General features: G+C 69.4%; 25 protein-coding genes. 13 read left to right on the top strand and 12 right to left on the bottom strand.

The features are described 5' to 3' along the window. Positions 1 to 150 precede the first annotated feature (150 nt). Entirely contained in the window at positions 151 to 1,017 is an 867-nt protein-coding gene (locus WKR98_RS01075; RefSeq protein ID WP_161567955.1) for an IclR family transcriptional regulator, read from the top strand. Here WKR98_RS01075 and WKR98_RS01070 read toward each other — a convergent pair. From WKR98_RS01070 to WKR98_RS01050, 5 genes are read right to left on the bottom strand one after another with little or no spacing between them, the layout of a single operon-like run. Next, positions 1,001 to 1,972, bottom strand: coding sequence for a Bug family tripartite tricarboxylate transporter substrate binding protein (locus WKR98_RS01070; protein ID WP_341431787.1), 972 nt, complete (start codon positions 1,970 to 1,972; stop codon positions 1,001 to 1,003). The two genes, WKR98_RS01075 and WKR98_RS01070, sit on opposite strands and share 17 nt — an antisense overlap. Before the next feature lie 41 nt (positions 1,973 to 2,013). Beyond that, the gene (locus WKR98_RS01065; protein ID WP_341431786.1) at positions 2,014 to 2,961 is read right to left on the bottom strand and encodes an SMP-30/gluconolactonase/LRE family protein; all 948 of its coding nucleotides are present in this window, start codon (positions 2,959 to 2,961) and stop codon (positions 2,014 to 2,016) included. Further along, the gene (locus WKR98_RS01060; RefSeq protein ID WP_124691451.1) at positions 2,945 to 3,745 is read right to left on the bottom strand and encodes an SDR family NAD(P)-dependent oxidoreductase; all 801 of its coding nucleotides are present in this window, start codon (positions 3,743 to 3,745) and stop codon (positions 2,945 to 2,947) included. Before WKR98_RS01060 ends, WKR98_RS01065 begins: the two co-directional genes overlap by 17 nt. Positions 3,746 to 3,785: 40 nt before the next feature. Further along, positions 3,786 to 4,337 carry a carboxymuconolactone decarboxylase family protein gene (locus tag WKR98_RS01055; RefSeq protein WP_124691450.1) on the bottom strand — a complete coding sequence of 184 codons (552 nt, stop codon included), beginning with the start codon at positions 4,335 to 4,337 and terminating at the stop codon, positions 3,786 to 3,788. Positions 4,338 to 4,382: 45 nt separating this feature from the next. After that, entirely contained in the window at positions 4,383 to 5,252 is an 870-nt protein-coding gene (locus WKR98_RS01050) for an amidohydrolase family protein (RefSeq protein ID WP_341431785.1), read from the bottom strand. 107 nt (positions 5,253 to 5,359) lie between these two features. Here WKR98_RS01050 and WKR98_RS01045 point away from each other — a divergent pair, with 107 nt between their 5' ends. Beyond that, positions 5,360 to 6,259 carry a LysR family transcriptional regulator gene (locus WKR98_RS01045; protein WP_341431784.1) on the top strand — a complete coding sequence of 300 codons (900 nt, stop codon included), beginning with the start codon at positions 5,360 to 5,362 and terminating at the stop codon, positions 6,257 to 6,259. A 9-nt stretch (positions 6,260 to 6,268) separates the two neighbouring features. Here the strand turns inward: WKR98_RS01045 and hmpA are convergent, their stop codons facing one another. Continuing rightward, the gene (gene hmpA, locus WKR98_RS01040; protein ID WP_124691447.1) at positions 6,269 to 7,447 is read right to left on the bottom strand and encodes an NO-inducible flavohemoprotein; all 1,179 of its coding nucleotides are present in this window, start codon (positions 7,445 to 7,447) and stop codon (positions 6,269 to 6,271) included. A gap of 165 nt (positions 7,448 to 7,612) precedes the next feature. Here hmpA and norR point away from each other — a divergent pair, with 165 nt between their 5' ends. Continuing rightward, entirely contained in the window at positions 7,613 to 9,196 is a 1,584-nt protein-coding gene (norR, locus tag WKR98_RS01035) for a nitric oxide reductase transcriptional regulator NorR (protein WP_341431783.1), read from the top strand. Positions 9,197 to 9,230: 34 nt separating this feature from the next. After that, positions 9,231 to 10,106, top strand: a complete 876-nt coding sequence (locus tag WKR98_RS01030; protein WP_341431782.1) for a LysR family transcriptional regulator — start codon at positions 9,231 to 9,233, stop codon at positions 10,104 to 10,106. A gap of 9 nt (positions 10,107 to 10,115) precedes the next feature. On the opposite strand, the gene WKR98_RS01025 is transcribed toward WKR98_RS01030, so the two are convergent. The 4 genes from WKR98_RS01025 to WKR98_RS01010 form a co-directional block, all read right to left on the bottom strand. After that, the gene (locus tag WKR98_RS01025) at positions 10,116 to 10,922 is read right to left on the bottom strand and encodes an SDR family NAD(P)-dependent oxidoreductase (RefSeq protein WP_341431781.1); all 807 of its coding nucleotides are present in this window, start codon (positions 10,920 to 10,922) and stop codon (positions 10,116 to 10,118) included. Between the two features lie 10 nt (positions 10,923 to 10,932). Beyond that, positions 10,933 to 11,937 (bottom strand): tripartite tricarboxylate transporter substrate binding protein, encoded by a 1,005-nt coding sequence (locus WKR98_RS01020; protein ID WP_341431780.1) that lies wholly within the window; start codon positions 11,935 to 11,937, stop codon positions 10,933 to 10,935. Positions 11,938 to 12,045: 108 nt separating this feature from the next. Next, entirely contained in the window at positions 12,046 to 13,158 is a 1,113-nt protein-coding gene (locus WKR98_RS01015; RefSeq protein ID WP_341431779.1) for a mandelate racemase/muconate lactonizing enzyme family protein, read from the bottom strand. A 34-nt stretch (positions 13,159 to 13,192) separates the two neighbouring features. Beyond that, positions 13,193 to 14,170 (bottom strand): Bug family tripartite tricarboxylate transporter substrate binding protein, encoded by a 978-nt coding sequence (locus WKR98_RS01010; protein WP_124691441.1) that lies wholly within the window; start codon positions 14,168 to 14,170, stop codon positions 13,193 to 13,195. A gap of 131 nt (positions 14,171 to 14,301) precedes the next feature. Between WKR98_RS01010 and WKR98_RS01005 the strand changes: the two genes are divergently transcribed. Both WKR98_RS01005 and WKR98_RS01000 read left to right on the top strand, forming a co-directional pair. Beyond that, on the top strand, positions 14,302 to 15,231 hold the full coding sequence (locus tag WKR98_RS01005) for a LysR family transcriptional regulator (protein WP_341431778.1): 930 nt from the start codon (positions 14,302 to 14,304) through the stop codon (positions 15,229 to 15,231). A 145-nt stretch (positions 15,232 to 15,376) separates the two neighbouring features. Continuing rightward, positions 15,377 to 16,234, top strand: coding sequence for a universal stress protein (locus WKR98_RS01000; protein ID WP_341431777.1), 858 nt, complete (start codon positions 15,377 to 15,379; stop codon positions 16,232 to 16,234). A gap of 1 nt (position 16,235) precedes the next feature. Here WKR98_RS01000 and WKR98_RS00995 read toward each other — a convergent pair whose 3' ends face one another. Beyond that, positions 16,236 to 17,168 carry an AraC family transcriptional regulator gene (locus WKR98_RS00995; protein WP_124691438.1) on the bottom strand — a complete coding sequence of 311 codons (933 nt, stop codon included), beginning with the start codon at positions 17,166 to 17,168 and terminating at the stop codon, positions 16,236 to 16,238. A gap of 184 nt (positions 17,169 to 17,352) precedes the next feature. On the opposite strand from WKR98_RS00995, the gene WKR98_RS00990 reads away from it, so the two are divergent. Together WKR98_RS00990 and WKR98_RS00985 are read left to right on the top strand one after the other, a co-directional pair. Next, positions 17,353 to 18,336: a Bug family tripartite tricarboxylate transporter substrate binding protein gene (locus tag WKR98_RS00990; RefSeq protein ID WP_341431776.1), complete on the top strand. Its 984-nt coding sequence runs from the start codon at positions 17,353 to 17,355 to the stop codon at positions 18,334 to 18,336. A 4-nt stretch (positions 18,337 to 18,340) separates the two neighbouring features. Next, the gene (locus WKR98_RS00985; protein WP_341431775.1) at positions 18,341 to 19,963 is read left to right on the top strand and encodes a sulfatase family protein; all 1,623 of its coding nucleotides are present in this window, start codon (positions 18,341 to 18,343) and stop codon (positions 19,961 to 19,963) included. A 9-nt stretch (positions 19,964 to 19,972) separates the two neighbouring features. Here the strand turns inward: WKR98_RS00985 and thpR are convergent, their stop codons facing one another. After that, a complete protein-coding gene (gene thpR / locus WKR98_RS00980; protein ID WP_341431774.1) occupies positions 19,973 to 20,515 on the bottom strand; it encodes an RNA 2',3'-cyclic phosphodiesterase in 543 nt (180 codons plus the stop codon). 118 nt (positions 20,516 to 20,633) lie between these two features. On the opposite strand from thpR, the gene WKR98_RS00975 reads away from it, so the two are divergent. The 5 genes from WKR98_RS00975 to WKR98_RS00955 are packed head-to-tail and all read left to right on the top strand — an operon-like array spanning position 20,634 to position 25,814. Beyond that, positions 20,634 to 21,950, top strand: a complete 1,317-nt coding sequence (locus WKR98_RS00975) for an aromatic ring-hydroxylating oxygenase subunit alpha (protein WP_124691433.1) — start codon at positions 20,634 to 20,636, stop codon at positions 21,948 to 21,950. Next, entirely contained in the window at positions 21,947 to 22,453 is a 507-nt protein-coding gene (locus WKR98_RS00970) for an aromatic-ring-hydroxylating dioxygenase subunit beta (RefSeq protein WP_341431773.1), read from the top strand. Before WKR98_RS00975 ends, WKR98_RS00970 begins: the two co-directional genes overlap by 4 nt. A gap of 10 nt (positions 22,454 to 22,463) precedes the next feature. Further along, positions 22,464 to 23,192, top strand: coding sequence for a GntR family transcriptional regulator (locus WKR98_RS00965; protein WP_341431772.1), 729 nt, complete (start codon positions 22,464 to 22,466; stop codon positions 23,190 to 23,192). Continuing rightward, positions 23,189 to 24,940 (top strand): dihydroxy-acid dehydratase, encoded by a 1,752-nt coding sequence (gene ilvD, locus WKR98_RS00960; protein ID WP_341431771.1) that lies wholly within the window; start codon positions 23,189 to 23,191, stop codon positions 24,938 to 24,940. Before WKR98_RS00965 ends, ilvD begins: the two co-directional genes overlap by 4 nt. Then, complete coding sequence (locus WKR98_RS00955) at positions 24,933 to 25,814, top strand: NAD(P)-dependent oxidoreductase (protein WP_341431770.1); 882 nt, start codon at positions 24,933 to 24,935, stop codon at positions 25,812 to 25,814. Before ilvD ends, WKR98_RS00955 begins: the two co-directional genes overlap by 8 nt. The last annotated feature ends 33 nt before the right edge of the window (positions 25,815 to 25,847 follow it).

Here is a 25,847-nt window from a genome sequence, read left to right as displayed (position 1 = left end):
CTCGGTCGATGTTTTGGGCGGAGTATAGGCAGCGCTGGAAAGGCCTCTCAATGACCCGATTCCACTTGCCGGAACGGTGCGCGGGCTGGCCTCGTGCTGGGAAGCCGCGCTTGGGGCTCAATGGCACGGTGCAACGAAGGGGAGCTATCCATGGAGAGTCGGCGGGCCGCGATGCGGGCCACGCGTAGCCACACCGAAGCGGCCGCGCAGGAGAAAACGAGCGCGTCGATGAACCGCTCGCTCGAGCGGGGACTGTGCATTCTGCGTTGTTTCCGGCCTGGTCTGGGCGCCTTGGGGAATGCCGAGGTCGCCGAGCGAACGGGCCTGCCCAAGGCCACGGTAAGCCGCCTGATGCAGACGCTCGCGCACGGCGGCTTTCTGAAGAAGGATCCGGTCCTGCAGACCTACAGGCTGTCGTTCTCGGTGCTTAGCCTTGCGCATGCGGTCATGCTCGACTCGCAGGTCGTGCACGAAGCGGTGCCCCTCATGCAGGCGCTGAGTGCCAGGCAGCACATCAACGTCGGCCTGTCCGTGCCGGACGAACTGGACATGGTCTATCTTCACGTGGCGCACGGCGATCGTTCGCGCCTTTCCCGGCGCATCGAACCCGGGCACCGCCGGCCGATGGAAACGAATGCCGTCGGCCGGGCGTATCTGGCCAGCCTGTCTCGTCGCCAGCGCGCCGGGCAACTGCTGCGCCTGAAGGCGCGCCATGAGCGCAACTGGCCTGCCGTGGCGGCCGAGATCGAGGCGAGCCTGAGGCGCTTCGAGGCCGAAGGCCATTGCTCCGTGGTCTGGGGCCACGGCACGGAATCGACCGCGATGCCGCTGATCATGGACGAGGGCACCTTCGTGCTCAACGTCAGCTACAGCATCGAGGAGTTCTCGAACCGGCACATACGGAGCGTATTGCTGCCAGCCCTGCACGAACTGGCCGAGGCGCTGCGTGCAAGGCTGGCCGGCTGCGTCAGGACTGCCGCAGCGGCAAGTTCAATGCGGCCTACTCGTCGGCCTTGATCCCTTCCGCCCGGATCAGGTCGCCCCACTTCTTGGCATCCTTGCGGCCCAGGTCGTCGAACTCCTTGGGCGTGGTGGGCGAGAGCTCGACCCCGCTCGATTCGGCATAGGCCTTCAGCTCGGGCGAGGCCAGCACCTTGCGGACCGCGGCGTTCAACGCGGCGACCTTGTCGGCCGGGGTTTTCTTGGGCGCGTACAGGCCGTACCAGTTGTTGGCGTAGACGTTGGGCACGCCCAGTTCGTCGAAGGTCGGGACGTCGGGCAGGAGCGGCGAGCGCTTGGGTGCGGCGATGGCGAGCGCCTTGACCTTGTTCGCCTTGATGTTGGACATCAGGCCCGAGATGTCGCCGATGAAACCGTCGACCTGTCCGCCTATGGTGTCGGTGATGGCGGGCGCCGCGCCCTTGTAGGGCACGTGCAGGATGTTGGCCTTGGTCGAGAGCTTGAGCTGCACGATGGCCATGTGGGGCATGCTGCCCACGCCGGACGAGGCCATGGTGGCTCCCTTGGCCGACTTGGCGTGGGCGACGAAGTCCTTGGCGGTCTTGCTGGCGCTGTCCGGGCCGACAACCAGTACCTCGGGCGTGGAAACCAGCAGGGAGACCGGCGCGAAGTCCTTGGCGGGATCGTAGATCAGCTTGGGGTACAGGGCGGGGTTGATCGAGATCGCGCCCACCGAGCTCAGGAACAGCGTCTGGCCGTCGGGCCGTGCGCGGGCCACCTGGCTGGCGGCGATGGCGCCGTTGCCGCCCGGCTTGTTCTCGATGACGACGGTCTGCTTGAGCTCTTTCTCGAGCTGGGTGGCGACGACGCGCGCGAGCGAGTCGGCGGGGCCCCCGGGCGGGAAGGCGACGACGATGCTGGTGACGGACTGGGCCTGCGCGCCGAAGGCGGCCAGTCCCAGCAGGGCCGCGGCGAGCGGCGCGAGGGCGTGGAAACGGGTCGGATGGAACATGGTGTTCTCCTTTATCGTTTTGGAGATCAGGGCGCGGGCGTTCAGCCGCCGGGGGAGCCCTGGGTATTGACGAACAACGAGTAGATCGACGTGCTGGACGCCATGAACAGGCGGTTGCGATGCTTGCCGCCAAAACACAGATTCGCGCAGCGCTCGGGCAGGGCGATGCGGCCCAGGAGTTCCCCCCGGGGCGAATAGACGCGGACCCCGTCGAGCTCGGGCGTGCCCATGCCCCAGCCGCACCAGAGATTGCCTTCGACGTCGACGCGAAAGCCGTCGGGCGTGCCGTCGGCGGCGTCGAACAGCACGCGCTGCGGGCCCAGCCGGCGGCCGTCGTCCGACGCATCGAACACCAGGACGTTGCGGGGGCGGGCGCGCGATTCGATCACGTACAACTGCTTCTCGTCGGGCGAGAAGGCCAGCCCGTTGGGGCCGTTGACCGTATCGCAGACCAGGTCGACCGCGCCGCTGTACGGGTCGATGCGATAGATGGCGGCGGGGATTTCCTGTTCGGCCTTCTCGCCCTGGTAGTAGCCGATGATGCCGAAGGGCGGGTCGGTGAACCAGATCGAGCCGTCGGATTTCACGACGACGTCGTTGGGCGAGTTCAGGCGCTTGCCCTGGTAGCGGTCGGCCAGCACGGTGATGCGGCCGTCGTGTTCGGTTCGGGTGACGCGGCGCCCCTGGTGCTCGCAGGTGACCAGGCGCCCCTGGCGGTCGCGCGTGTTGCCGTTCGCATGGCCGGATACGGGCCGCCAGACATGTGTCTGCCCGGTGATCTCGTCCCAGCGCATGATGCGGTCGTTGGGCACGTCGCTCCACAGCAGGTAGCGGGCATCGCCGAACCAGACCGGCCCTTCGGCCCAGCGGCATCCCGTGGCCAGGCGCTCGACCGCCGCCAGCGGCAGCGTGAGTTTCTCGAAGCGCGGATCCAGCGCGATGACGGCCGGATCGGGATAGCGCGCGGGGGCGTCAGTCGCAGCGCGCACTCATGCCTCCGTCGACCACGATCTCGGTGGCGGTGATGAAGCGGGCTTCGCTGGACGCCAGGAACAGCGCGGCGTTGGCGGTGTCCAGGCCGTCGCCCATGAAGGGCAGCGGGATGCGCGACTGCCGCTGCGCCAGCAACTGCTCCACGTCGCCGCCCGCGCGCTGCCCGGCCAGCCGGACTTCGACCATGGGGGTGTGCATCTGGCCTGGAATGACGGTGTTGCAGCGGATGTTCTTCTTGGCATATTCCAGCGCCACGACGCGCGACAGCTGGATGACGCCGGCCTTCGCGCTGGAATAGCCGACCTGGGCCGAGCCGGTCCAGCGCGTGCCCGAGGTCGAGGCGATGTTGACGATGGCGCCGCCGCCCTGCTCCTCCATCAGCGGCAGCACATGGCGGCAGCCCAGATAGACGCTTTTCAGGTTGAAGTCGATCTGCGCGTCCCACGCCGCTTCGTCCAGGTCCACCGGGCCGCCCTTGCGCGAGCCGCCCACGTTGTTGACCAGGATGTCCACGCCGCCCCAGGTGTCGACGCAGGCGCGCACCATGTCGCGGACCTCGTCCGACGAGGTGACGTCGCAGCGCCAGATGGCGATCTCGCCGCCGATCTCGCGCACGCGGGCCACGGTTTCTTCCATGGCCGCGGGATCGCGGTCGACGGCGAAGACGCGTGCGCCTTCCTGCGCGAAACGGTATGCGATGGCGCGGCCGTTGCCCCAGCCGGGGCCGACGCTGCCCGCGCCGGTGACGATCGCTATCTTGCCTTGCAGGCGGCCAGTCATGATGGGTATCTCGTTCGTGATGATGATGATCGGAAAGGCATCAGCGCCCGAATTCGACGGTGCTGCCGTCGGGCGTGGGGATGTCGAAGACGCTCAGCGTCATCGAGATCAGGGTGTAGTAGCCGGCCATGCCGACCAGGTCGACGACGCCGTCCTTGCCCAGGACCTCCAGGGCCTCCTGGTAGAGCGCGTCCGGGACTTGCCGCGTTTCCACCAGTTCGCGCACGAAGCGGTAGACGACCGACTCGTCGCGCTGGGCGAACACGGGCGTGGCGCCGGCGCGGATCTGCTCGGCCACGTCCGCGTCCAGCCCTGCCTTCAGGGCGATGGGATGGTGCGCCCACCATTCGAAGGGGGCGCGCCACAGCGCGGCCATGGTCAGGATGGCCAGTTCGGACAGGCGCGGCGGCAGGCTGGAGTCGTAGCGGCAATACTGGCCCAAGGCCTGCGCATGTTCGGCCAGGCCGGGGCGGTGCAGCCAGATCGCCAGCGGTCCGCGCACCTTGCCGCGCGGGCCCGAGGCGATGGCGTCGTAGACGCGGCGCTGGTGTTCGGACATCTGTTCGACGTCGGGGGGATTCAGTCTAGGCATGGTCGGGTCTCCTGGGGTTCTGGGCGAAGTGGAACATGCGCCGCGTCATGGCGCGAACCGGAACAGCGCGTGCGGGTTGTCCGCCAGGATGCGCTGGCGCGTGGCCGCATCGGGGCACAGCCGCAGGAAGGTGTTCAGCAGTTCGCCGTCGTCGGGCATGTCGCCGCGCACGTTCGGATGCGGCCAGTCGGTGCCCCACAGCAGGCGCTCGGGCATGGCGTCCAGCAGCGCCGACACCAGCGGTTCGGCATCCTGGAACGGCCGCTTGCCGCTGCTGGACGTGCGGTCCAGCCCGGAGATCTTCACCCAGGCGCCGGGATGGTCACGCAGCGCGAGCAGGGCGCGGAAGGCCGCGCCTTGCGTGCCTTCGGCGGCGGCCACGCGTCCCATGTGATCGATCACGAACGGCACGGGCAGCGTCCTGAGCCTGGGCAGCAGACCTTCGAGCGAGGCCTGGTCCGAATGGATGCAGACGTGCCAGCCGAAGGGCGCGATGCGGGGCACGATCCGCGCCAGTTCGTCCCAGCCGGCGTTGGCCAGGTGAGCCACGAAATTGAAGCGCACGCCGCGCACGCCGCGCCGGTCGAGTTCGGCGATTCGGGCCTCGTCGGTGGCCGGATCCAGCAGGGCGATCGCCCGGTACTGGCCCGCGCCGCGATCCAGTGCATCGAGCGTGACCGACAGGTCGTAGCCGTGGCAGCCCGGATGCACGATGACGCCGCGCTCGAATCCTAGCCGCCGGTGCAGGTCGCGCAGCCGTTCGAAGGGCGCGTCGGGCGGCGTGTAGGGACGGTCGTCGGCGTAGGGGAAGACGCTGGCGGGGCCGAAGACGTGGAAATGGGTGTCGCAGGCGTGCTTGGGCAGGGGCTCGGCAGGAGGCGTGATCTCGGCCAGGGGAGGTGCGCAGTCGGGCATGGTGGGGGTGCGGTAGACGTCAACCTCGCATCATGCGCAAGCCCCCGGGGCCGAGCAATGCGCCCAGCCTGACTTCTGATATAGGAAAAACGTATACCATCGCATCCATGGACCTCCGGCAACTCCGCTACTTCATCGTCGTCTGCGAAATGCGCAGCCTTTCCCGCGCGGGCGAGGTGCTGGGCGTCTCGCAGCCCTCGCTCAGCCGGCAGATCCAGTTGCTGGAAGCCGAGCTGCGCCACCATCTGCTGGTGCGCACCGGCCGGGGCGTCGAACCCACCGAGGCCGGGCTGCGGTTCCTGGAGCATGCCAAGACGCTCGATGCCATGGCCCAGCATGCGCGCCAGGACATGCGCGCCTTCCGCGCCGCCGCGCAGGACAAGGTCCGGCTGGGCATGCCGCACCGCGTGGCGCGCCGGATGGCGCCGGACATCGTGCAGTCGTTCCGGCGCCTGCATCCCGATGCCGCGCTGACGCTGGCCGAAGGCCTGAGTTCCGAGATGAATGAATGGCTGGTCAAGGGCAGGGTGGACCTGGCGCTGCTGTACGACCCGCCGTCCTCGTCCCTGCTGCGGTTCGAATCCATCTACCGCGAGGACCTGGTGCTGGCCTACGGCAAGGCCTGCCGGCCCGTGCCGCCACCGCGCGTGCGCGCGAGGGACCTGGGCCGCTATCCGCTGGTGCTGCCCAGCGCGCCCAATACCATCCGCGCGCTGGTGGACCGCACCTGCCGGGAATTGAACGTGACGCTGGACGTCGTGGCCGAGGTGGACGTGGTGCATACCATCCTCGAGACCATGGCCAAGGAAGGCATGTTCACCATCATCCCGCGCTCGGCGCTGAGCGACATGGCGGGCCAGGATTTCCTGGCCTTCTCGTCCATCGTCGAGCCGGTCATCATGAACAACCTGACCCTGGCCACGCCGTCCAGCGGCCCGCTGCCTCCGTTGGCGGAGGCGACGGCGCAGATCATCCGCGGGCTGGAGATGAAACGGTTCTTCGAGTAGCGCGGGCTCTTACGCCATCGCCTCCGGCCCGAAGAACTCATACCGCGTCTGCGTCTCCGGCACGCCCAGTTCCTTCAGGTAGCGCTGGACGTTGCGCATGAACGGCTTGGGACCCAGGAAGTAGACGTCGACGTCGCGGTCCTGCGGCAGCCACTGCGCCAGTTGCTCCTTGGTCAGCAGGCCGACCGCATCGGGGCGCTGCGCCGTCTCGCCGGGTTCGTCGTAGCAGTAGAAACGCTTGAGCTGCGGGAACTTGCCCGCCGCGGCATCCACGTAGTCGCGGAAGGCGTGGACCGCCTGGTTGCGGGCGCAGTGGATGAAGTGGATCGCGCGCGAACCGCCCAGGGCCGCCTGCAGCATGGCCAGGGTGGGCGTGATGCCGACGCCGCCGCTGATCAGCACCAGCGGCTTGTCGCTGGCCTGCAGCGTGAAGTTGCCCGAGGGCGGGAAGAGTTCCAGCGTGTCGCCTTCGCCGATCCGGTCGTGCAGGTGGTTGGAGACGACGCCGTCGCCCTGGCGCTTGACGCTGATGCGGTACTCGCGGCCGTTGGGGGGCGCGGACAGCGAATAGTTGCGGCGCACTTCCTCGCCGTCGACGACCAGCTTCAGGCCGATGTACTGGCCGGGCTGGAAGTCCAGCAGCGAACCGCCGTCGGCGGGCACCAGGTAGAACGAGGTGATCTCCTCGCTTTCCTGTTCCTTGCGGGCGACGCGGAAGGCGCGCGAACCGCGCCAGCCGCCGGCCGCCTTCTCCTGGGTCGCGTAGCACTGTTCCTCGGCGCCGATCAGCAGCGTGGCCAGTTGCTGGTAGGCCGCGCCCCAGGCTTCGATGACTTCGTCGGTGGCGACGTCGGGGCCGAGCACTTCGCGGATGGCGCGCAGCAGGCACGTGCCGACGATGGGATAGTGTTCGGGCAGGATCTGCAGCCCGACGTGCTTGTTGACGATGCGGCCGACCATCCCGCCCAGGGGCGTGAGGTCGTCGATGTGGCGCGCATAGGCCAGCACGCCGTTGGCCAGCGCGCGCGGCTGGTCGCCGCTGGCCTGGTGGGCCTGGTTGAACAGGGGCCGGACCTCCGGGTACTCGGCCAGCATCAGGCGATAGAAATGGGTGGTCAGGGCTTCGCCGCCGGTTTCCAGCAGCGGGACGGTGGCCTTGACGATGGCTCGTTGTTGAGCGGACAGCATGGTATCTCCTGCAAGAGCGGCCGGCCGGGAAAGGGGACAGCCTTCGTTTTCCCTTATTCAAGATGCGTGCCAGGCCGATTCTCGCGGCGCTGCGCCATTTTCCATGCCTGGGAGTCATAATGACCTATAATCTTCATATGTCTTTATGACCTCAAATTAGTCAAAATGACTGCAAATGCCCTGCTGCACGCTCTTGTTCCACTGGTGGACGATCTGGCGCGGGACCTCGCCGAAGGGGAACGCTACCGCCGCCTGCTGGAGGCTGTCCGTACCCTGGTTCCTTGCGATGCAACAGCCCTGCTGCGGCTGGATGGAGAATGGCTCGTGCCGCTGGCCGTGGACGGCCTGAGCAGCGATACGCTGGGCCGCCGTTTCAAGGTGGACGAGCATCCCCGCTTCCAGCTGCTGCTCCAGTCCGACGGCCCCACGCGCTTCCCGGCCGGGAGCCGCCTGCCCGATCCTTACGACGGCCTGGTCGAAGGAATGGAAGGCGAGCAACTGGAGGTCCATGATTGCCTGGGCTGCGTCCTGCGGGTGGGCGAGCGCCCCTGGGGCCTGCTGACGCTGGATGCGATGGAGGCCGAGCGTTTTTCCGCGCAGGACCTGGATGCCTTGCAGACCTTCGCCAGCCTGGCCGCGGCGACGGTCAGCGTGGCCGATCGGTTGCAGCTACTGGCCTCGCGCGCGAGCGACGAGCACCAGCGCGCGGAAATCTATCGCGCGGCGGCGGGCGAAACCGCACCGCGTCCGCTGCTGGGGCACAGCGCCGTCATCCGGCGGCTGCTGGACGAGGTACGCACCGTGGGCGCCAGCGACCTGACCGTGCTGGTAACGGGCGAGACCGGAGTCGGCAAGGAACTGGTGGCCCAGGCGTTGCACGCGGCCTCGCCGCGCGCGACGCGGCCGCTGGTCAGCATCAACTGCGCGGCCTTGCCCGAGGCCCTGGTAGAAAGCGAGCTGTTCGGCCACGTCAAGGGCGCGTTCTCGGGAGCGGTGGGCGATCGGCGCGGGAAGTTCGAGCTCGCCGATGGCGGCACCCTGCTGCTGGACGAGGTGGGCGAGCTGCCGCTGGCGGTACAGGCCAAGCTGCTGCGTGTGCTGCAAAGCGGGCAATTGCAGCGCCTGGGCTCCGATCGCGAGCATCACGTGGACGTACGGCTGATCGCGGCCACCAACCGTGACCTGGCCGAGGAGGTCCGCAAGGGGCGTTTCCGCGCCGACCTCTACCACCGCCTGAGCGTGTACCCGCTGCGGGTGCCGCCCCTGCGCGAACGAGGCCGCGACGTGCTGCTGCTTAGCGGCGCCTTCCTGGACGAAAACCGCTCGCGCCTGGGGCTGCGCAACCTGCGCCTGGCCGCCGAGGCGCAGGCGGCCCTGCTGGCCTACGATTGGCCGGGCAACGTGCGCGAGCTCGAACACCTGATCAGCCGCAGCGCGCTGAAGGCGCTGTCCCGGCAAACCCCGCGTCCGGCCATCCTGACGCTGACGGTGGCGGACCTGGGGCTGGAGGAAGGGGAGGCCGGGTCGCCCGCTTCCGCGCGCGAGAACCCGGCGGCGGCCCGCGCGCGCGTTCCCGCGCAGCCGCTGAAGCAGGCGGTCGAGGGCTACCAGCGCCGCCTGATCGTCGCGGCGCTGCGCCGCCATGGAGACAACTGGTCGGCCGCCGCGCGCGAACTGGGCGTGGACCGGGCCAACCTGGCGCGGCTGGCCGCGAGGCTGGGGCTCAAGTCGGCGGCTGCCGAGCCCTGACGAAGCTTGCGGCGCAAGCGGAAAAGGAAAGGACATGGACCTGCAAAGCCTGAAGACCTTCGTCGCATGCGTCGAGGAAAAAAGCCTGAGCCGTTGCGCCGACCGGCTGAACGTCGTGGCCTCGGCGGTAAGCAAGCGGCTGGCGGAGCTCGAGCGCGAGCACGGCGTATCGCTGCTGCGGCGGACCGGCCGGGGCGTCGAGCCCACGGCCGCGGGCGAGGCGCTGTACCGCCATGCGACCTCGCTGCTGTCGGCGGCCCGCCAGTTGGAGCGGACCCTGGCGAGCTTCCGCGACGACGGCGAGTCCCACATCCGGATCGCCGCCTGCCGGTCGGTCGTGCTGCAGTACCTGCCGCGCGCCATCAGCCTGCTGCGCCGCGTGTGTCCAGGCCATCGCGTCGACATCGTCGAGGCGTCCAGCGTCGAGATCCCGGCGCTGGTCACCCAGGGGGAGGCGGAGATCGGAATCTATCACGCGCCGTTTCCGCCTCCGGGCCTGCACTTCGTGGAGTACCGCCGCGAACGGGTCGCCCTGGTCGTCCCGATGGGGCACGCGCTGGCACGGAGTGGTCCGGTGCGTTTCTTCGACACGCTGGATCATGACTACGTCGGCTATTTCCCGCGCCACGACCTGGCCAACTTCCAGCGATTGATCGGCGAAAACCTGCCCCGGCCCATCAACGTCAGCGCGCAGGTCTCCAATCCCGAGGCACGCTGCATGCTGGTGCGCGAGGGGCTGGGCCTGGCCCTGATGGCCGAGGGCCTGGCGCGGACCTATGCCGAGCGGACGGGAGTGGAGGTTGTCACGCTGGCGGACGAATGGGCGGGCCGACAGATCTGGATGGCATGCGTCGATCCCGCGGCCCTGCCCGAAGGCGCGCGCGAACTGTTCGCCCGCCCCCAGGCCTGAGGTCCGCGCTCAGCCCCGTTTGAGCAGCAGGCCGCCATCGACCGGAAACAATACGCCGGTCACGTAGCGCGCCTCGTCCGAGGCCAGGAAAAGCGCCGCGTTCGCGACGTCGGCGGCTTCGCCCATATAGCCCATCGGCACCAGCGCATCGCGTTCGCGGCGGATCACTTCGCGGGGGACCCCGGTTTCCTCCGCGCGCCGCTCGATGGCCATGGGCGTGTCGATCAGGCCCGGCAGGATCGCATTGGCGCGCACGCCGTGCTTCGCGTTCTCGAACGCGATGTGCTGGGTGAGCGTGTTGACCGCGCCCTTGCTGGTCTTGTAGGTGACCGTGGGCCGGCCCGACAGCGAGGACGTGGACGACACGTTGATGATGCAGCCGGACCGCTGGGCGACCATCTGCGGCAGGGCGTGCTTGCACATCAGGAACATGCCGGTCAGGTTGGCGTCGATGATGCGCTGCCAGGAGTCCAGCGGCAGTTCGGCGGTGCGGGCATCGCCCTTGGAGAAGCCGACGTTGTTGTGCAGGATGTCCACGCGCCCCCATCGTTCGACGCAGGACGCCACCACCTGACGGCAGTCGTCCTCGCGGGTGATGTCGGCGATCGCCACCTCCGCCGGGGCGCCCAGCGCGCGCACCGCCGCCAGCGTGTCCTGCGCCCATTCGCCGTTGATGTCCACCAGCAGAAGCCTGGCGCCTTCCCGCGCGAAGCGCTCCGCGGTCGCGCGCCCATTGCCCATCGTCGTGCCGGGGCGCTGGCCCGCGCCCACGATGATGGCCGTCTTGCCAGCCAGCCGTTGGCCGTTCGTCGTCATGTTCAGTCCTTCAAGTGGTGGTGATCTTGCCGTCGTGGATGACCTGGCGCCAGCGCGCCTGCTCGGACTGGCGGAAGGCGCGCATCTCCTGCGGCGTGCCGGCCGCCACCTTCATGCCGTCGGCCGAGACCCGCGACTTGTAGCCGGGATCGTTGGCGGCCTTGTTCAAGGCGCCGTTCAGCACGGCGACGATGTCGGGCGGCGTGCCCGCCGGGGCCAGGATCGCGTACCAGACCTCGGCCGAATAGCCGGGCACCCGTTCGGCGATGGTGGGAATGCCGGGATAGGCTGGCGTGCGTTCGCGCGAGGTCAGCGCGACGGCTTGCAGCGTGCCTTCCTCGACGTATTTCGCCACGCCGCCCGCGGTGGCGAAAACGAAGTCCAGGCGGCCGCCGACCAGATCGGTGTAGGCCTGCGCCGCGCCCTTATAGGGGATGTGGGTCAGGTCGACGCCGGCCTTCATCTTGAACAGTTCGGCGGCCAGGTGGACGGCCGAGCCGTTGCCCGAGGAGCCGTAGGTCAACTTGCCCGGATTGGCCTTGGCGTAGCGGATGACCGCGTCCAGTGTCTTGAAGCGGCTTTTCGGATGGGTGACCAGCACGTTCGGCCCGACGCAGATCAGGCCGATGTCGCTGAAGTCGCGGTCGGTGTCGTAGGGCAGGTCCTTGACCAGCGTGTCGTTGATGGCCAGGGCGGTGGTCGTCAGCAGCAGCGTGTAGCCGTCGGGCTTGGCCTTGGCCACGATGTTCGAGCCGATGACGGTGCCGCCCCCCGGCCGGTTGTCGACCACGATGGACTGCCCCAGCGCCTCGGACATGGCGGCGGCCAGGGAGCGTCCGACGACGTCCGTGCCGCCGCCCGGGGTGAAGGGAACGACCAGGCGCAGGGCGCGAGTGGGGAAGTCCTGGGTGCCGGCGTCGGATGCCAGGGCGGGGATGCCGGGCAGCGCGCCGGACGCGGCGGTGGCGCCCAGCAGGCCCAGCATGCGGCGCCGGCCGGTCGAGGTGTGGCTCATGACGTGTCTCCTATGTGCTGTTCTGATCAGGGCATCATAGGAAGCGGCGCCGCCGCCGGCGTGAAATTCAGGAACCGAAGCGGTTCCCGGATTTCACCTTGGGCCGGGTCAGTCCGTCCGGTATCGCTCGATGAACTCCGGATCGAAGTCCACGCCCCAGCCCGGCCCCTGCGGCAGGGCGTAATGGCCGTTCTCGATCGCACCGCGGCCGATCAGCATCTGGTGGAAGATCGGGTCGCGGTCGGGGTGGTGGGTTTCGACGTAGGTGCCGTTTTCCACCGCGGCCAGCAGGTGCGAGCCCACCATGGGTTCGCCGTGGTGGCCCATCTGCACGCCGAAGCAGGCCGCCATGCGGGCCACCCGCAGCCAGGCGGTGGGGCCGCCGCCCCAGCTCGCATCCAGGTTGCAGACGTCGATGGCGGCGTCCAGCATCAGGTCGCGGCAGTCCTGGGTGGTGATCTCCGACTGGCCGGCGGCGATGGGCATGCCCGTCTGCGCGCGCAGCAGCGCGAGGTCGCGCCGGTCGTCGTCCCAATGGCAGGGTTCCTCGAACCAGCGCAGGTCCAGGTCCGCCGCCTGCCGGCAGAAGGCCAGGGCCTGGGTGCGGCTCCAGGCGCGGTTGGCATCGGCGAACAGCACGAAATCGTCGCCGCCCGCGCGCCGCGCGGCGCGGGTGCGCGCCAGGTCTTCCTCGACCTCGCGCCCGCCTACCTTGAACTTGCAGCCGGCCAGGCCCAGCGCGCGGTATTCCTCCATCTCGGCGCCGTAGTCCTGCGGCGCGTAGCCGTCCCGGTACTGGCCGCCGATGGCGACGATGGGCAGCGTGTGGCGCGCCCCGCCCCAAAGCTGGTAGAGGGGCAGTCCGGCGCGCTTGCCCAGCAGGTCCCACAGCGCGCTGTCGGCACAGGCCACGGCGCGCACGGCTGCCCATTTGTCGCGGCCGCCGCGATGGGTGGCCGCCCACATGCGCGACCACAGGGTCTCGATGGCGGTGGGGTCCTGGCCGATCAGCAGCGGCGCCAGTTCCTGGTCGACGATGTCGCGCGCCTGGCGATGGACCTCGAAGTTGCCTTCGCCGTTCACGCAGTGGCCAACCAGCCCCTCGTCGGTGTGGATGCGGGTGATGATGGCGTTCTTGCGCGGCACGCTGTAGACGCTGCCGCCATAGTCGCGATTGAGCGCGATGGTCAGCAGGATGGTTTCGACGCGGACGATTTTCATGCGGGGTTCCTGCGTGGAGCGGCCGGGGCCGCGATCATTGCCTGGGGATGCCGGCGCGCTCGACCAGCTCGATGTAGGTGCGGGCTTCGGTCGGAATCATCCGCGCGAGCTGCTCGCCGTCCAGGACCTGGGCTTCGCCGAAGGTCTCGGTCAGCTTGGCGACGTTGTCGGGCGTGGCCATGACGGATTTCGTCGTCTGGCGCAGCGCGCGCAGCACGTCGGCGGGCGTGCCGGCCGGCGCGAACAGGCTGATCCAGTTGACGACCTCCACGCCCTGCACGCCGGCCTCGGCGGCGGTGGGCACGTCGGGCAGCTTGCCGTCGCGCCGCGAGCGCAGGATGGCCAGCGGCCGGACCTTGCCCGACTCGATGTTGCGCAACTGGTTGGTGAGCGAGTCGAACATGACCTGAACGTGGCCGCCGGCCAGGTCGGTGGCGGCCGGAGCCCCGCCCCGGTAGGGGACGTGGACCAGCTTGGTGCCGGTGCGGGCCTGGAACAGTTCACCGCCGAAGTGCTGCACGGTGCCGATGCCCGACGAGGCGTACGACAGCTTGCCGGGGTTGGCCTTGGCGTAGGCCACGAGTTCGGCCAGCGTGCGGATGGGAAGCTGGCTGTTGACCACCACGACCTGGCCGGGGGTGACGATGCCCCAGACGGGCGCGAGGTCCTTGACCGGGTCGTAGGGCAGCTTCTCGTACAGCGCGGCGGCGAAGGAAATGGGCGAGGCCGTGGTGACCAGCAGCGTGTGGCCGTCGGGCGCCGCCTTGGCCACGTAGTTGGCGCCCACGGTGCCGCCGGCGCCGGAGCGGCTTTCGACGACGACGTACTTGCCCCAGGCCTGCTCCAGGTTCTGCGCGACGAGCCGGCCGACGTATTCGACGGGCGATCCGGGCGGGAAAGGGTTGATGACGTGCACGCCCTTGGACGGAAAGTCGGGGCGGGGCTGGGCGTGGGGCGCTCCCCAGGCCAGCAGTGCCGCCAGGGCCAGCGCGGGAGCCAGCAAGCGTTTCATGGAAGTCTCCTGTCATCGTGGGACGCCGCGGGTGGCGCCCTGGAAGCCAGGCAGTATCATCGTCCGGGGTGGCCCGGGGCAACGGGCCGGTAGCCTATATGAGATATAGGTAATGACCTATCGGAGGATGCATGATCAGCCTGTCCCCGCGCGGACTCGAGGTGCTGGTGGCGGTGGCCGAGACCGGCAGCTTCGCCGGCGCCGCCCAGCAGCTGGACATTGCCCAGCCGTCGGTCAGCCAGCATATCCAGGCCCTGGAGCGCCGGGCGGGCACGGCCCTGTTCCTGCGCCAGCGCGGCCGGCGCGCCACGCTGACCGAGGCGGGCGAGCGCGTGCTGGCGCATGCCCGCGCGGTACTGGACGATGCGGCGCGATTGTCCGAGGACCTTGGCGGCGACCGCCGGGCCGGGGAACGGCGCATCGTCTTGGCCTGCCAGCGGCCGGTGGCCAACTCGGTGCTGCCGCCCGCGCTGGCTGGTTTCGCCCGCGAGCATCCCGAGTATGAGCTGGCCATGGTGGCCGGGACGCTGGACGAAGTCCTCGCGCAACTGCGCGACGGCAGCGCCGACCTGGGCTGCTTCCTGAGCCGGTGGCCGCCGGAGGGCGTGGCGGGCCGGGCCATAGGCGTCGAGCGTTTCGCGCTGGTGGCGGCGCCTTCCCATCCGCTGGCGGGGCGGGGCGCGGTGCCGCCGCGCGAACTGGCCCGGCACAAGTTCGTGCGGGCCGCGCATCGTTCGGGCTTCGCGATCCACATGGCCGACATGCTGCGCGCCGCCGGCATCGCCGGCACGCCGGTGGCCTCGCGGGCCACCGAGTCGGGCATGGTGCGGGAACTGACGGCGGCGGGCGTGGGCATCTGGTGCGTGCTGGCCAGGACGGTCCGGCAGGATATCGAGTCGGGCCTCCTGGCCGAGCTGTCGCCCGGCGGGCCGCCCATGACCATGGGATTGTGGCTGGCCCATGACGACCGGCGGCCGCTGTCGGCGGCGGCGCGGCGGCTGGAGGACTACATCGCCGCCTGCGCCATGGTCGAGCGCGAGGCCCCCCGCGCGTCGTCGTGATTGGCAGGGTCGCCTTCCGTTGGTATCGTAGGTCCGACGGGAGCGCCGTGCGATCCGCGGTTTTCCCGTTCCGCCTCCGGATCCTCGCCCGCCCAGCGGGCCGCCCCACGCGCGCCGCCGCGTCCGCCACACCAGGGAGATCAGCATGGAAGGACCCTCCACCGAAAACCTGCGCTGCATCCTGCTTGCCACCGACCTGAGCGCACGCTGCGACCGTGCCCAGGACCGGGCCGTACAACTGGCGCGCGAGCATGGCGCCAAGCTGGTCGCGGTGTGCGTGAACGAGACGTCGCTGGGCGACGTGCTGACCGCCCGGCGCGGCCAGGTGGTCGACCGCAATGCCGCAGAACGGCGCTTCCGGGCCGGGCTGGGCAGCGTCGACGTCCAGGCCGAGCTGGTGCTGGAAACGGGGCACGCGGTCGAGATCATCCGCAAGACGGCCGAGGCGCGCCACTGCGACCTCATCGTCACCGGCGTGGCCCGTGACGAGACCCTGGGCCGCCTGTTGCTGGGCACCACGGTCGAGAAGCTGGCGCGCGAGGCCGCCCAGCCCATCCTGGTCGTGCGCGAACGCCCGCATCACGACTATCGCGACTTCGTCGCCGCCGTCGACTTCTCGGAAGGATCGCGCCAGGCCCTGCAAGCGGCGCTGACTTTGTTCCCGGCTGCGCGCCCGCTGTTGTTCCATGCCTTCTCCACTCACCAGGCCCATGCCGAGGCGGCCGTGGTGGAACAGGCAAGGGCGCGGGCCGACAACGAGGTGGCCGAATTCATGAAGCGCAACGCGGCGCTGTTGAACCGGCCCGACATCGAATGGAAGATCGAGCACGGCCTGCCCGAGGACGTGGTGCCCGACTACGTGGCGCGCCATCCCACCGAGCTGCTGGTGGTGGGCACCCACGGCCGCACGGGGATATTGCGCACGGCCATAGGCAGCGTGGCGGAACAACTGATCCAGCACACGCCCTGCGACGTGCTGATCGTGCGCCAGCGGCAGCCCTGACCTAGCCGGCGCGCCGCCCGTATTCGCCGGGCGGCACGCCCGCCCAGCGGCGGAAGGCGCGGGCGAATATCTTCTCCGAGCCGTAGCCGACCAGTTCGGCCACGTCGGCCAGGCGCACCGATCCCAGCCGCAGCCGTTCGGCGGCCCGCTCCATGCGGCGCGCCGTCAGGTAGGAGATCGGCGACACCCCCACCAGCTCTCGGAAGCGCGCGCTGAAACGCGAGCGCGACATGCAGACTTCGTCGGCCAGCGCGGGCAGGGTCCAGGGTTTCTCGGGCCAGCGGTGCATCAGCATGATGGCCTGGGCGATCTTGGGGTCGGCCAGGCCGCGCAGCCAGTTCGGCTCGGTGTCGCGGTGCCGCAGCAGGTAGGCGCGCAGCACGTGCACCATCAGCAGGTCGCCCATGCGCGCGGCCGACAGTTTCCAGCCCGGCTCGCGGTTCAGGCTTTCCTCGATGAACAGCCGCATCGTCGGCGCCAGGCACGAGGCCAGATTCACGTCGTCCTCGCGCAGGTGGATCAGGCCGGGCAGGAAGCGCAGCACGGTGTTCTGGCCGACGGGGCCGTAGTCGACGATGGTGGTGAAGAGTTCGGTGGGCGTGCCGCCTTCGCCGTGCGTGAACACCAGCGGCTTTTCCCCGCGTTCGCGCATGCCGTGCGCGGCCAGCACCTCGGCGAAGGGCACGGGCGCGAGCCCCGGTTCGGACGAGATGGTGTGCCGGCCGCCACGCGGCAGCACGACGAGGTCGCCGGCGGGCACCCGCACGGGCGCCATGCCTTCGGGCTGTATCCAGTAGGGCGCGCCCCGGGCGATGCGGAACATCGCGCCCTGCAGGCCCGTGGATTCCAGCGACCACGGGGCATGCAGCGTGAAGCGGCCGGTCGTGGCGCTGTCGGCCCGGCAGCCGGACAGGACCTCGCTCAATACATCCACTTCTTCCTCCGTCGATCGCGCAGCGTCGATTTTATCGGCAGGCGGGACGAATTGCGCCCTAATGAGGCGTTATTGGGGTGGAGGCGGGCCGATTTTCAGGGAAGAATCTGCCCTTCTCCGCGTTCGGAGGCGCCGGCCGCCCCCCGCGCGGCGTCGTCCGCCCCGCATTCTCATAGGTGCCTCCATGTACGCATTGCTTCGCAAATTCGCCCTGGCCCTGGGCTGTCTGCCGCTTGCCGCGCTGACCGCGCATGCGCAAGGGAACGACTTCCCCGCCAAGCCCATCACCATCATCGTCGGCTACCCCGCCGGCGGCGGGCCGGACATCGGCGCGCGCATGCTGGGCGAGAAGCTGGCCGCGCGCCTGCACCAGTCCGTCATCGTCGAGAACCGCCCGGGCGTCAGCGGCATGATGGGCGCCTCCGCCGTCGCGCGGGCGCCGGCCGACGGCTATACGCTGCTGTTCGCGCCCAACACTTTCCTGATCGCTCCCCACGTACTGTCCAAGGGCACGAACGTCAATCTGGATGTGTTGAACGACTTCGTGCCGGTTGTGGCGCCGTCCAAGGGCGCGATGATGATGGTGGCCCACCCGTCGCTGGGCGTGAAGAACGCCAAGGAACTGGTCGCGCTGCTGAAGAAGCAGCCCGGACTGGCCTACGCCACCCCGGGCAGCGGCTCGCCCATGCACATCGCCGGCGAACTGTTCAAGAAATCGGCGGGCGTGGACATGCTGCACGTGCCCTACAAGGGCGTGGCGCCCGCGATCGCCGACGTGCTGGGCGGCCACGTGAAGATCACGTACGCCAGCATCGGCGTGGTGGCGCAGCACATCGCCGCCGGCCGCCTGGTGGCGTTGGGCATGGCCGAGAAGGAGCGCTCGCCCTTGATGCCCGAGCTGCCCACGCTGGCCGAACAGGGCTACCCCAACACCGCGACCGGCGCCTGGTACGGCGTGTTCGCGCCCAAGGGCACGCCGCCCGCCGTGGTCGAGAAGCTGAACCAGGAGTTCAACACCGTGCTGCGCCAACCGGACACCGCCGCCAAGCTCAAGCAGCAGTGGGAAGTGCCGCTGGGCGGCTCGTCCGAGGACCTTGCCCGCATGGCCAGGGCCGAATACGAGAGCTACGGCAGGATCGTCAAGGAATTCAACATCTCGGCCGATTGATCGCATGGACCCGCGCGTTTCCAAGCGGCCCAACATCCTGCTGGTCATGACCGACCAGCAGCGGGCCGACCACCTGGGGTGCTACGGCAATCCCATCGTGCGCACGCCCCATCTCGACGCGCTGGCGCGCGACGGAGTGCGGGCCTCGCAGTTCTACGTGGCCAGCCCCACCTGCATGTCCAACCGGGCCACGCTGATGACCGGCCGCATGCCCTCGCTGCACGGGGTGCTGCACAACGGCATCCCGCTGTCGCGCGAGGACGTCACCTTCGTCGAGCTGCTGCGCGACGCGGGCTACGCGACGGCGCTGATCGGCAAGTCGCACCTGCAGAACTTCGGCTACAACAACCCGCCCATCCGTGGCTGGGAAAACCTGAACGGCGGCACGCCGCCCGCCGACGCGATGAAGGATGCGCACCGGCATCACCGGCGCGGCCGCGACTACGACAACGAGTGGACGCCCTACTGGAAGGCCGATCCGTCCTTCCACGTGCAGACGCCGTTCTATGGCTTCGACGACGTGCGCCTGTGCACCATGCATGGCGACCGCGTGCAGGGCGACTACGCGCGCTGGCTGGCCGAGCGCCATCCCGACCCCGACAGCCTGCGCGGCCGCGAGAACGCCATTCCCGACGACCGCTACGATTCGCCGCAGGCCTGGCGCACGCGCATGCCGGTGGAACTGTATCCCTCGACCTACGTGGCCGAACAGACCTGCGAATGGCTGGCCCGGCATGCGCAGCGGGACGATGATGCGCCGTTCTTCATCCAGTGCTCGTTCCCCGACCCGCACCATCCGTTCACGCCTCCCGGCAAGTACTGGGACATGTACGACCCCGCGGATATTCCGCTGCCGCCCTCTTTCCACCAGGAGAACATGCCGGCGCTGCTGCGGGCCGTGCACGAGCGCACCCGCGCGGGCGCCTCGCGCGAGGCCTACGTGCCGTTCGCGCTGAACGAGCGCGAGTGCCGCGAGGTGACGGCGCTGACCTACGGCTCGATCAGCCTGGTCGACGATTCGGTCGGCCGGGTGCTGGCCAAGCTGGATGAACTGGGGCTGCGCGAGGACACCGTGGTCATCTTCACCTCCGACCATGGCGAGATGATGGGCGACCACGGCATCGCGCTCAAGGGCGTCATGCACTATCGCAGCGTGACCCAGGTCCCGTTCATCTGGCACGACCCGCAACTGCCCGGGCAGCGGCGCGGCGCGGTGGTGGACGACGTGGCGGGCACGATCGATCTCGCGCAGACCATCCTGGCGCGCGCGGGCCTGGCGCCCTTCAACGGTATCCAGGGCGCGAACCTGCTGCCGGCCATCCGTGGCGACGCCGCGCCGGCGCCGGAACGCGCCGGCATCGTGGTCGAAAGCGAGCCCCTGCAATACGCGTTCGGACGGCCGCGCCGCTTCAAGGTGCGCACGCTGTTCGACGGCCGCTACCGGCTGACGCTGTCGGACGATCCGGCGGTGTGCGAGTTCTACGACCTGGAAACCGATCCGCACGAGGTCGAGGACCTGTGGAACGAGCCGTCGGCCCGCGGCCAGCGGGATCGCCTGGTGGCCGCCCTGGCGGTGGAGATGATCCGCCTGTCGGAAAGTTCGCCCCTGCCCAGCGCGCAGGCCTGAGGCCGGCGGTCAGGCCAGGTCGAACCGGAACAGCGCGGCATAGCGCCGTTCCGATCCGGCCGGCGCCGAGGCATACAGTCCCAGCGTGCTGAAGCGCGCCGGCGGAATCGCCGGCATCGGCCGGGGCAGCTCCGGCATGGACTGGCCCGCCTTGAAGCGTGCCAGTGTCACATGCGGCCGGAAGGGGCGGCCCTCCACCGGCAGCCCCATGCCGCGCACGATGCCTTGCGTGTCCTCGACCAGCCGGCGCAGCGGCGCGGGCAGCGAGAAGCTGGCCACCGCCACGCGCGGCCGGGCCGGCTGTGGCCACAGTTCCAGCGATTCTCCGTCCAGCACGGGCAGGGCGCGCGCCAGAGGTGCCAGCGCCGCGCGCAGCCGGGTCTCGTGATCGGCCGTCAGGCTGCCCAGGAAAGCGATGGTCAGATGCAGGTCGGCGGGCAGCAGGCGTGCCGGCGGCAGGCTGGCGCCCAGCGCGGCCAGGCGGGCTCGCGTGTCGTCGTCGGGGCCAAGGGCGATGAAGCAGCGGGAACGGTCGGAGGCGGTGGCGGGCATGCCTTAGGATACCCCGGCCCGGGTAAACCCCTGTGGCCCTCATGGTCACTCGCTTGCTAGGATTTGATCAAAGATCGAATATCCAAGATCGAATTCTGGCGCGCACCTCGGGGGACCCATGCCGGCAGACATCGCCCACCTCATCGACGACAGGCCCGGGGACGGCGTATTCCGCGTCCACCGCGACGTATTTCGCCGCGACGACGTCTACGCCCGGGAAATGGACCGCTTCTTCCACGGCGGCTGGGTGTTCGTCGCCCATGTCTCCCAGGTGCCCGATCCGCAGGACTACCTCACGACCAGCATCGGCCGCCAGCCGCTGGTCGTCATGCGGGGGCAGGACGGCGCGCTGCGCTGCTTCCACAATTCCTGTCGCCACAAGGGCGCCCTGGTCTGCCACCAGCGGCGTGGCAATCGCCGCACCCATGTCTGCCACTACCATGGCTGGGCCTACGGCAGCGACGGGCGCAACCTGGGCGTCAAGGGCAAGGCCCAGGGCGACTATCCCGCCGCCTTCGACGACGACAGCCACGACCTCCAGCCCGTGGCCCGTTTCGCGGAATACCGCGGCTTCCTGTTCGCCAGCCTGACGGCGGAGGTGCCACCGCTCGAAGAACACCTGGGAGACATCCGGCGCTTCATCGACATGGCGGTCGACCAGAGCGAAGCGGGCCTGGAGATCGTGCCCGGCGCGGTCACGTACACCTATCGCGCCAACTGGAAGCTGCAGTTGGAGAATTCCACCGACGCCTACCACTTCACGTCCACGCATCCGTCCTACCTGCGGCTGCTGGACCGGCGTTCGGGCATGGCCGGGCGCACCGACGTCGAGGCGGCGATCTGGCAGGCCGGCGGCAAGAAGCGCGAGGAAATGATGGGGTCCTTCGGTTTTCCCAACGGACACGCGCTGGTGTGGACCACCTCGCCAGTGGAGAACCATCCCCTGTATGCGCGCCTGCCCGAGTTGCGCGCGCGCATGGGCGATACGCGCGCGGAGTGGATGCTGCGCACGCGCCAGTGCAATGTCTTCCCCAATCTGCAACTGGCTTCCAATGCGGCCCTGCAGATGCGCGTCATCCGCCCGCTGGCGGTGGACCTGACCGAGATCACCTCCTATTGCCTGGCGCCGGTGGGCGAGGGGGCCGAGCAACGGCGCCAGCGCCTGCGCCAGTACGAGGATTTCTTCAATCCCAGCGGCCTGGCCACGCCGGACGACACGGTCACCTTCGAGGACTGCCAGCGCGGTTTCGAAAGCGGCGAGATCGAATGGCAGCAAGGCTATGCGCGCGGCATGGGGCGGGTGGTGCGGGGGGCTGACGCCCATGCGGCGGAACTGGACATCGCGCCCGATACGTCGATCTCGGGGCCGTTCGAGATGAGCGACGAGACCGTGTTCCACGCGCTCTATCGCAACTGGTCGAGAAAGTTGAAATGAGCAGGCTGGCGCTGGAAGTGCGGGCCGATGCGCAGGCCGTCGTGTTCCAGGAGGCCGCCCACCTGGACGCGCAGCGCTGGGACGACTGGCTGGCGCTGTATGCCGAGGACGCGAGTTTCTGGCTGCCCGCCTGGACCGACGAGCATCGCCTGTCGGTGTCGCCGGACAGCGAACTGTCGCTGATGTATTGCGCCGCGCGCGCCGGCCTGGAGGATCGCGTCTGGCGGGTGAGGTCGGGGCTGTCGGTGGCGTCCACGCCCTTGCCCCGGACGTGCCATGCCGTGACGGGATGCGTGGCGACGGCGGCCGGCGAAGGCCGGGTGCGGGTCGAGTCGGCCTGGACCTGCCATGTCTACAACGTCAAGCATCGCGACCAGCACACGTTCTTCGGCCGCTACGAGCACCTGCTCCGGCCCGAGGGCGACGGCTGGCGCATCGCCGCCAAGAAGATCGTATTGATGAACGACGTCATTCCCACCATGCTCGATTTCTATTGCGTCTAGGATGGCTGCCATGCTCCCTGCCCTGGGCGACATCAAGCCCGTCGTGCGGTCCTCGGTGTCCGACGCGGTCTATCAGACCCTGCGCAACAAGCTGATGCACGGGGAATATCCCGCCGGCCAGCTGCTGGGCATCCAGGACCTGGCCAATGCGCTGGAGACCAGCACCATGCCGGTGCGGGAAGCGCTGCGGCAGTTGGTGGCGCAGCAGGGGCTGGAACCCATGCGCAGCGGCACCGTGCGCGTGCCGCTGATCACGCGCGAGCGGCTGGACGACATCCGCCGCTCGCGCGTGCTGGTCGAGGGCACCGTTACCGAGTGGGCGGGGCCGCGGCTGACCGTCCGCCAGCTGGACGACCTGGAGCAGCTGGCCGCCGAGATCACCGTGGCGCGCCGTTCGCGCGAAGGGCTGATCGACAGCCTGGAGAAGAACCGCATCTTCCACTACACCATCTACCAGGCCGCGCAGTCGCCCGTCATGCTGGCCATGATAGACAGTCTCTGGCTGCAATCGGGCGCCTACCTGCGCGCCACGCGCGAGTTCCTGCACACCGACACCATCGCCGCCGACCGCCTGCACGAATCGGCCGTGATGGCCCTGCGCGCGGGGGACTACGCGCAGGCACGAAAATTCATCGAGACCGACGTGAGCTGGGTGTTCGACCGGCTCAGCGCCGTGCCCGATGCCATGAGCCGATCAGGCCGGCAACGAAGACCCAGAATCCGGAGTAGAAGAGAATGAAAACCAAGCGCCTGAGATCCGACATCACCCGCGAGGGCCTGGACCGGACGCCGCACCGCGCCTTCATGCGCGCCACTGGCCTGGACGACGAGGACATCGCCAAGCCCATGGTCGGCATCGTCAGCATGCGCGGCGATCTGAGCCCCTGCAACATGACCCACGCGCCGCAGGTCGAGGCCGCGCGCATGGGCGTCGCCTCGGCCGGCGGCACACCGCGGGAGTTCTCGACCATCTCGGTGTCCGACGGCATAGGCATGAACCACGAGGGAATGAAGTTCTCGCTGGTCAGCCGCGAACTGATCGCCGATTCCATCGAGGCCGTGGTGCACGGTCATGCGCACGACGGTCTGGTGGCGTTCGGCGGCTGCGACAAGACCCTGCCCGGCGCGATGATGGGCCTGGTCCGCTGCAACGTGCCGGGGGTGTTCGTCTACGGCGGCAGCGCGCTGCCGGGGCGTTTCGAGGGGCGCGACATCACGGTGCTGGATGCGTACGAAGCGGTGGGCGCGGCGCAGACCGGCAAGATGACCGAAGAAAAGGTCATGATGCTCGAGCGCGCCTGCAAACCCACCATCGGCGCCTGCGCCGGCCAGTTCACGGCCAATACCATGGCCATGGTGGCCGAGGCGCTGGGCCTGACCGTGCCGAATTCGGCCATGGTGCCGGGCGTGTATTCCGAGCGCCTGGACATCGCCCGCCGCGCCGGCCAGATCGTGATGAAGCTGATCGAGAACGGCGGACCGCTGCCGCGCGACATCGTCACGCGCAAGGCGCTGGAAAACGCCTGTGCGCTGGTGGCGGCCACCGGCGGCTCGACCAACGCGGCCCTGCACATCCCCGCGATCGCCAACGAGGCCGGCATCGCCTTCGACGTGGACGACGTGGCGGCGGTATTCGCGCGCACGCCGCTCATCGGCGACCTGCGGCCAGGCGGCAAGTACGTGGCCAAGGACGTCTACGACATCGGCGGCGTGTCAGTGCTGATACGCGAGCTGATACGCAGCGGGCACATCGACGGCAGCTGCATCACCGTGACCGGCCGCACGCTGGCCGAGGAGCATGGCGCGGCGCCGGCGCCCGACGAGAAGGTCGTGCGCCGGGCCGACCAGCCCATCCTGGTCGACGGCGGCCTGGCGGTGCTCAAAGGCAACCTCGCGCCCAGCGGCGCGCTGCTGAAGGTCGCGGGCCTGGCCAAGCGCGTGCACGAGGGCCCCGCGCGCGTCTTCGACGGCGAGGACGCCTGCGCCGAGGCCGTCAGCCAGCGGCGCTACGCCGAGGGCGACGTGCTCATCATCCGCTACGAGGGCCCGGCCGGCGGCCCCGGCATGCGCGAGATGCTGGGCGTGACGGCGCTGATCTACGGCCAGCAGATGGGCGAGAAGGTGGCGCTGCTGACCGACGGCCGGTTCTCGGGCGCCACGCGCGGCATCTGCGTCGGGCACATCGCGCCCGAGGCGGCCGCGGGCGGCACCCTGGCGCTGGTGCGCGACGGCGACCGCATCCGCGTCGATGGCGACGCGCGCACCCTGGAACTGCTGGTGGACGACGCCGAGCTGGCGCGCCGCCGCGCCGCCTGGCAGCCGCCGGCGCCCAACCACAAGGCGGGACTGCTGTCCAAGTACGCCAAGACCGTGGGACAGGCCGACACCGGCGCCGTCACCCATGACGGCGGCGCGCAGTGGCCCGAACCGGCGGCCCCTCCGCTTGAACCGACACGGCATTCGAAGAAAAGGAAGCATCATGAGTAGTACGGCACGATTGGGATATCTGGGCATGGGCCTGATGGGCCTGCCCATGTCGCTGCGGTTGCGGGCGGCGGGTTGCGAGCTGGCTGTCTGGAACCGGTCGGCGGCCAAGGCCGAGCCTGCCCGGGCGGCTGGCGCGCGCGTGGCGGCCAGCCCCGCCGACGTGGCGCGCGAGGCCGATATCGTCTTCATGTGCCTGACCGACGCCGCCGCGGTCGAGGACGTGGTGTTCGGCGCGAACGGGCTGGCATCCGTGCCCGGCCAGGGCAAGGTGGTGGTCGATTTCTCGTCCATCACGCCGGCCGCCACGCGCGACATCGGGGCCCGGCTGGCCGCCGCCAACGGCATGCGCTGGATGGACGCGCCGGTGTCGGGCGGAACCAAGGGCGCCGAGGAAGGTTCGCTGGCCATCATGGCGGGCGGCAGCCAGGAAGACTACGACCGCGTGCGGCCCTACGTGGCGCACATGGCCCAGCGCTTCACGCTGATGGGGCCGCTGGGGGCGGGGCAGACCACCAAGCTGTGCAACCAGATCATCGTCGGCGGCACGATGGCCATCCTGGCCGAGGCCACCCGGCTGGCGGCGAACTCCGGCATCGACCCGATGCTGCTGCCGCAGGCCCTGGCCGGCGGCTTCGCCGACTCCAAGCCATTGCAGCTGTTCCTGCCGCGCATGGCGCAGGGCATTCATAATCCCCCCATCGGCCACACCTATACGATGCTCAAGGACCTGGACAGCGTGGTCGAACTGGCCCGCCAGACCGGCACGCCGGTGCCGATGACCGCGGTCGCCTCGCAGATGTTCCGGCTGGTCAACGCCACGCGCGGCCCCGAGTCCGAAGCGCTCGAAATCTACAAGCTCAGTGAAAGTCGATGACCCCCCGAGCATCGTGGAACTGAAATCCGATCG

The organism is Pigmentiphaga sp. YJ18, assembly GCF_038066655.1.
Lineage (GTDB): Bacteria > Pseudomonadota > Gammaproteobacteria > Burkholderiales > Burkholderiaceae_B > Pigmentiphaga.
The sequence above is the reverse complement of the archived record's forward strand: the minus strand, read 5'-3'. Positions and strand labels throughout refer to the sequence as shown.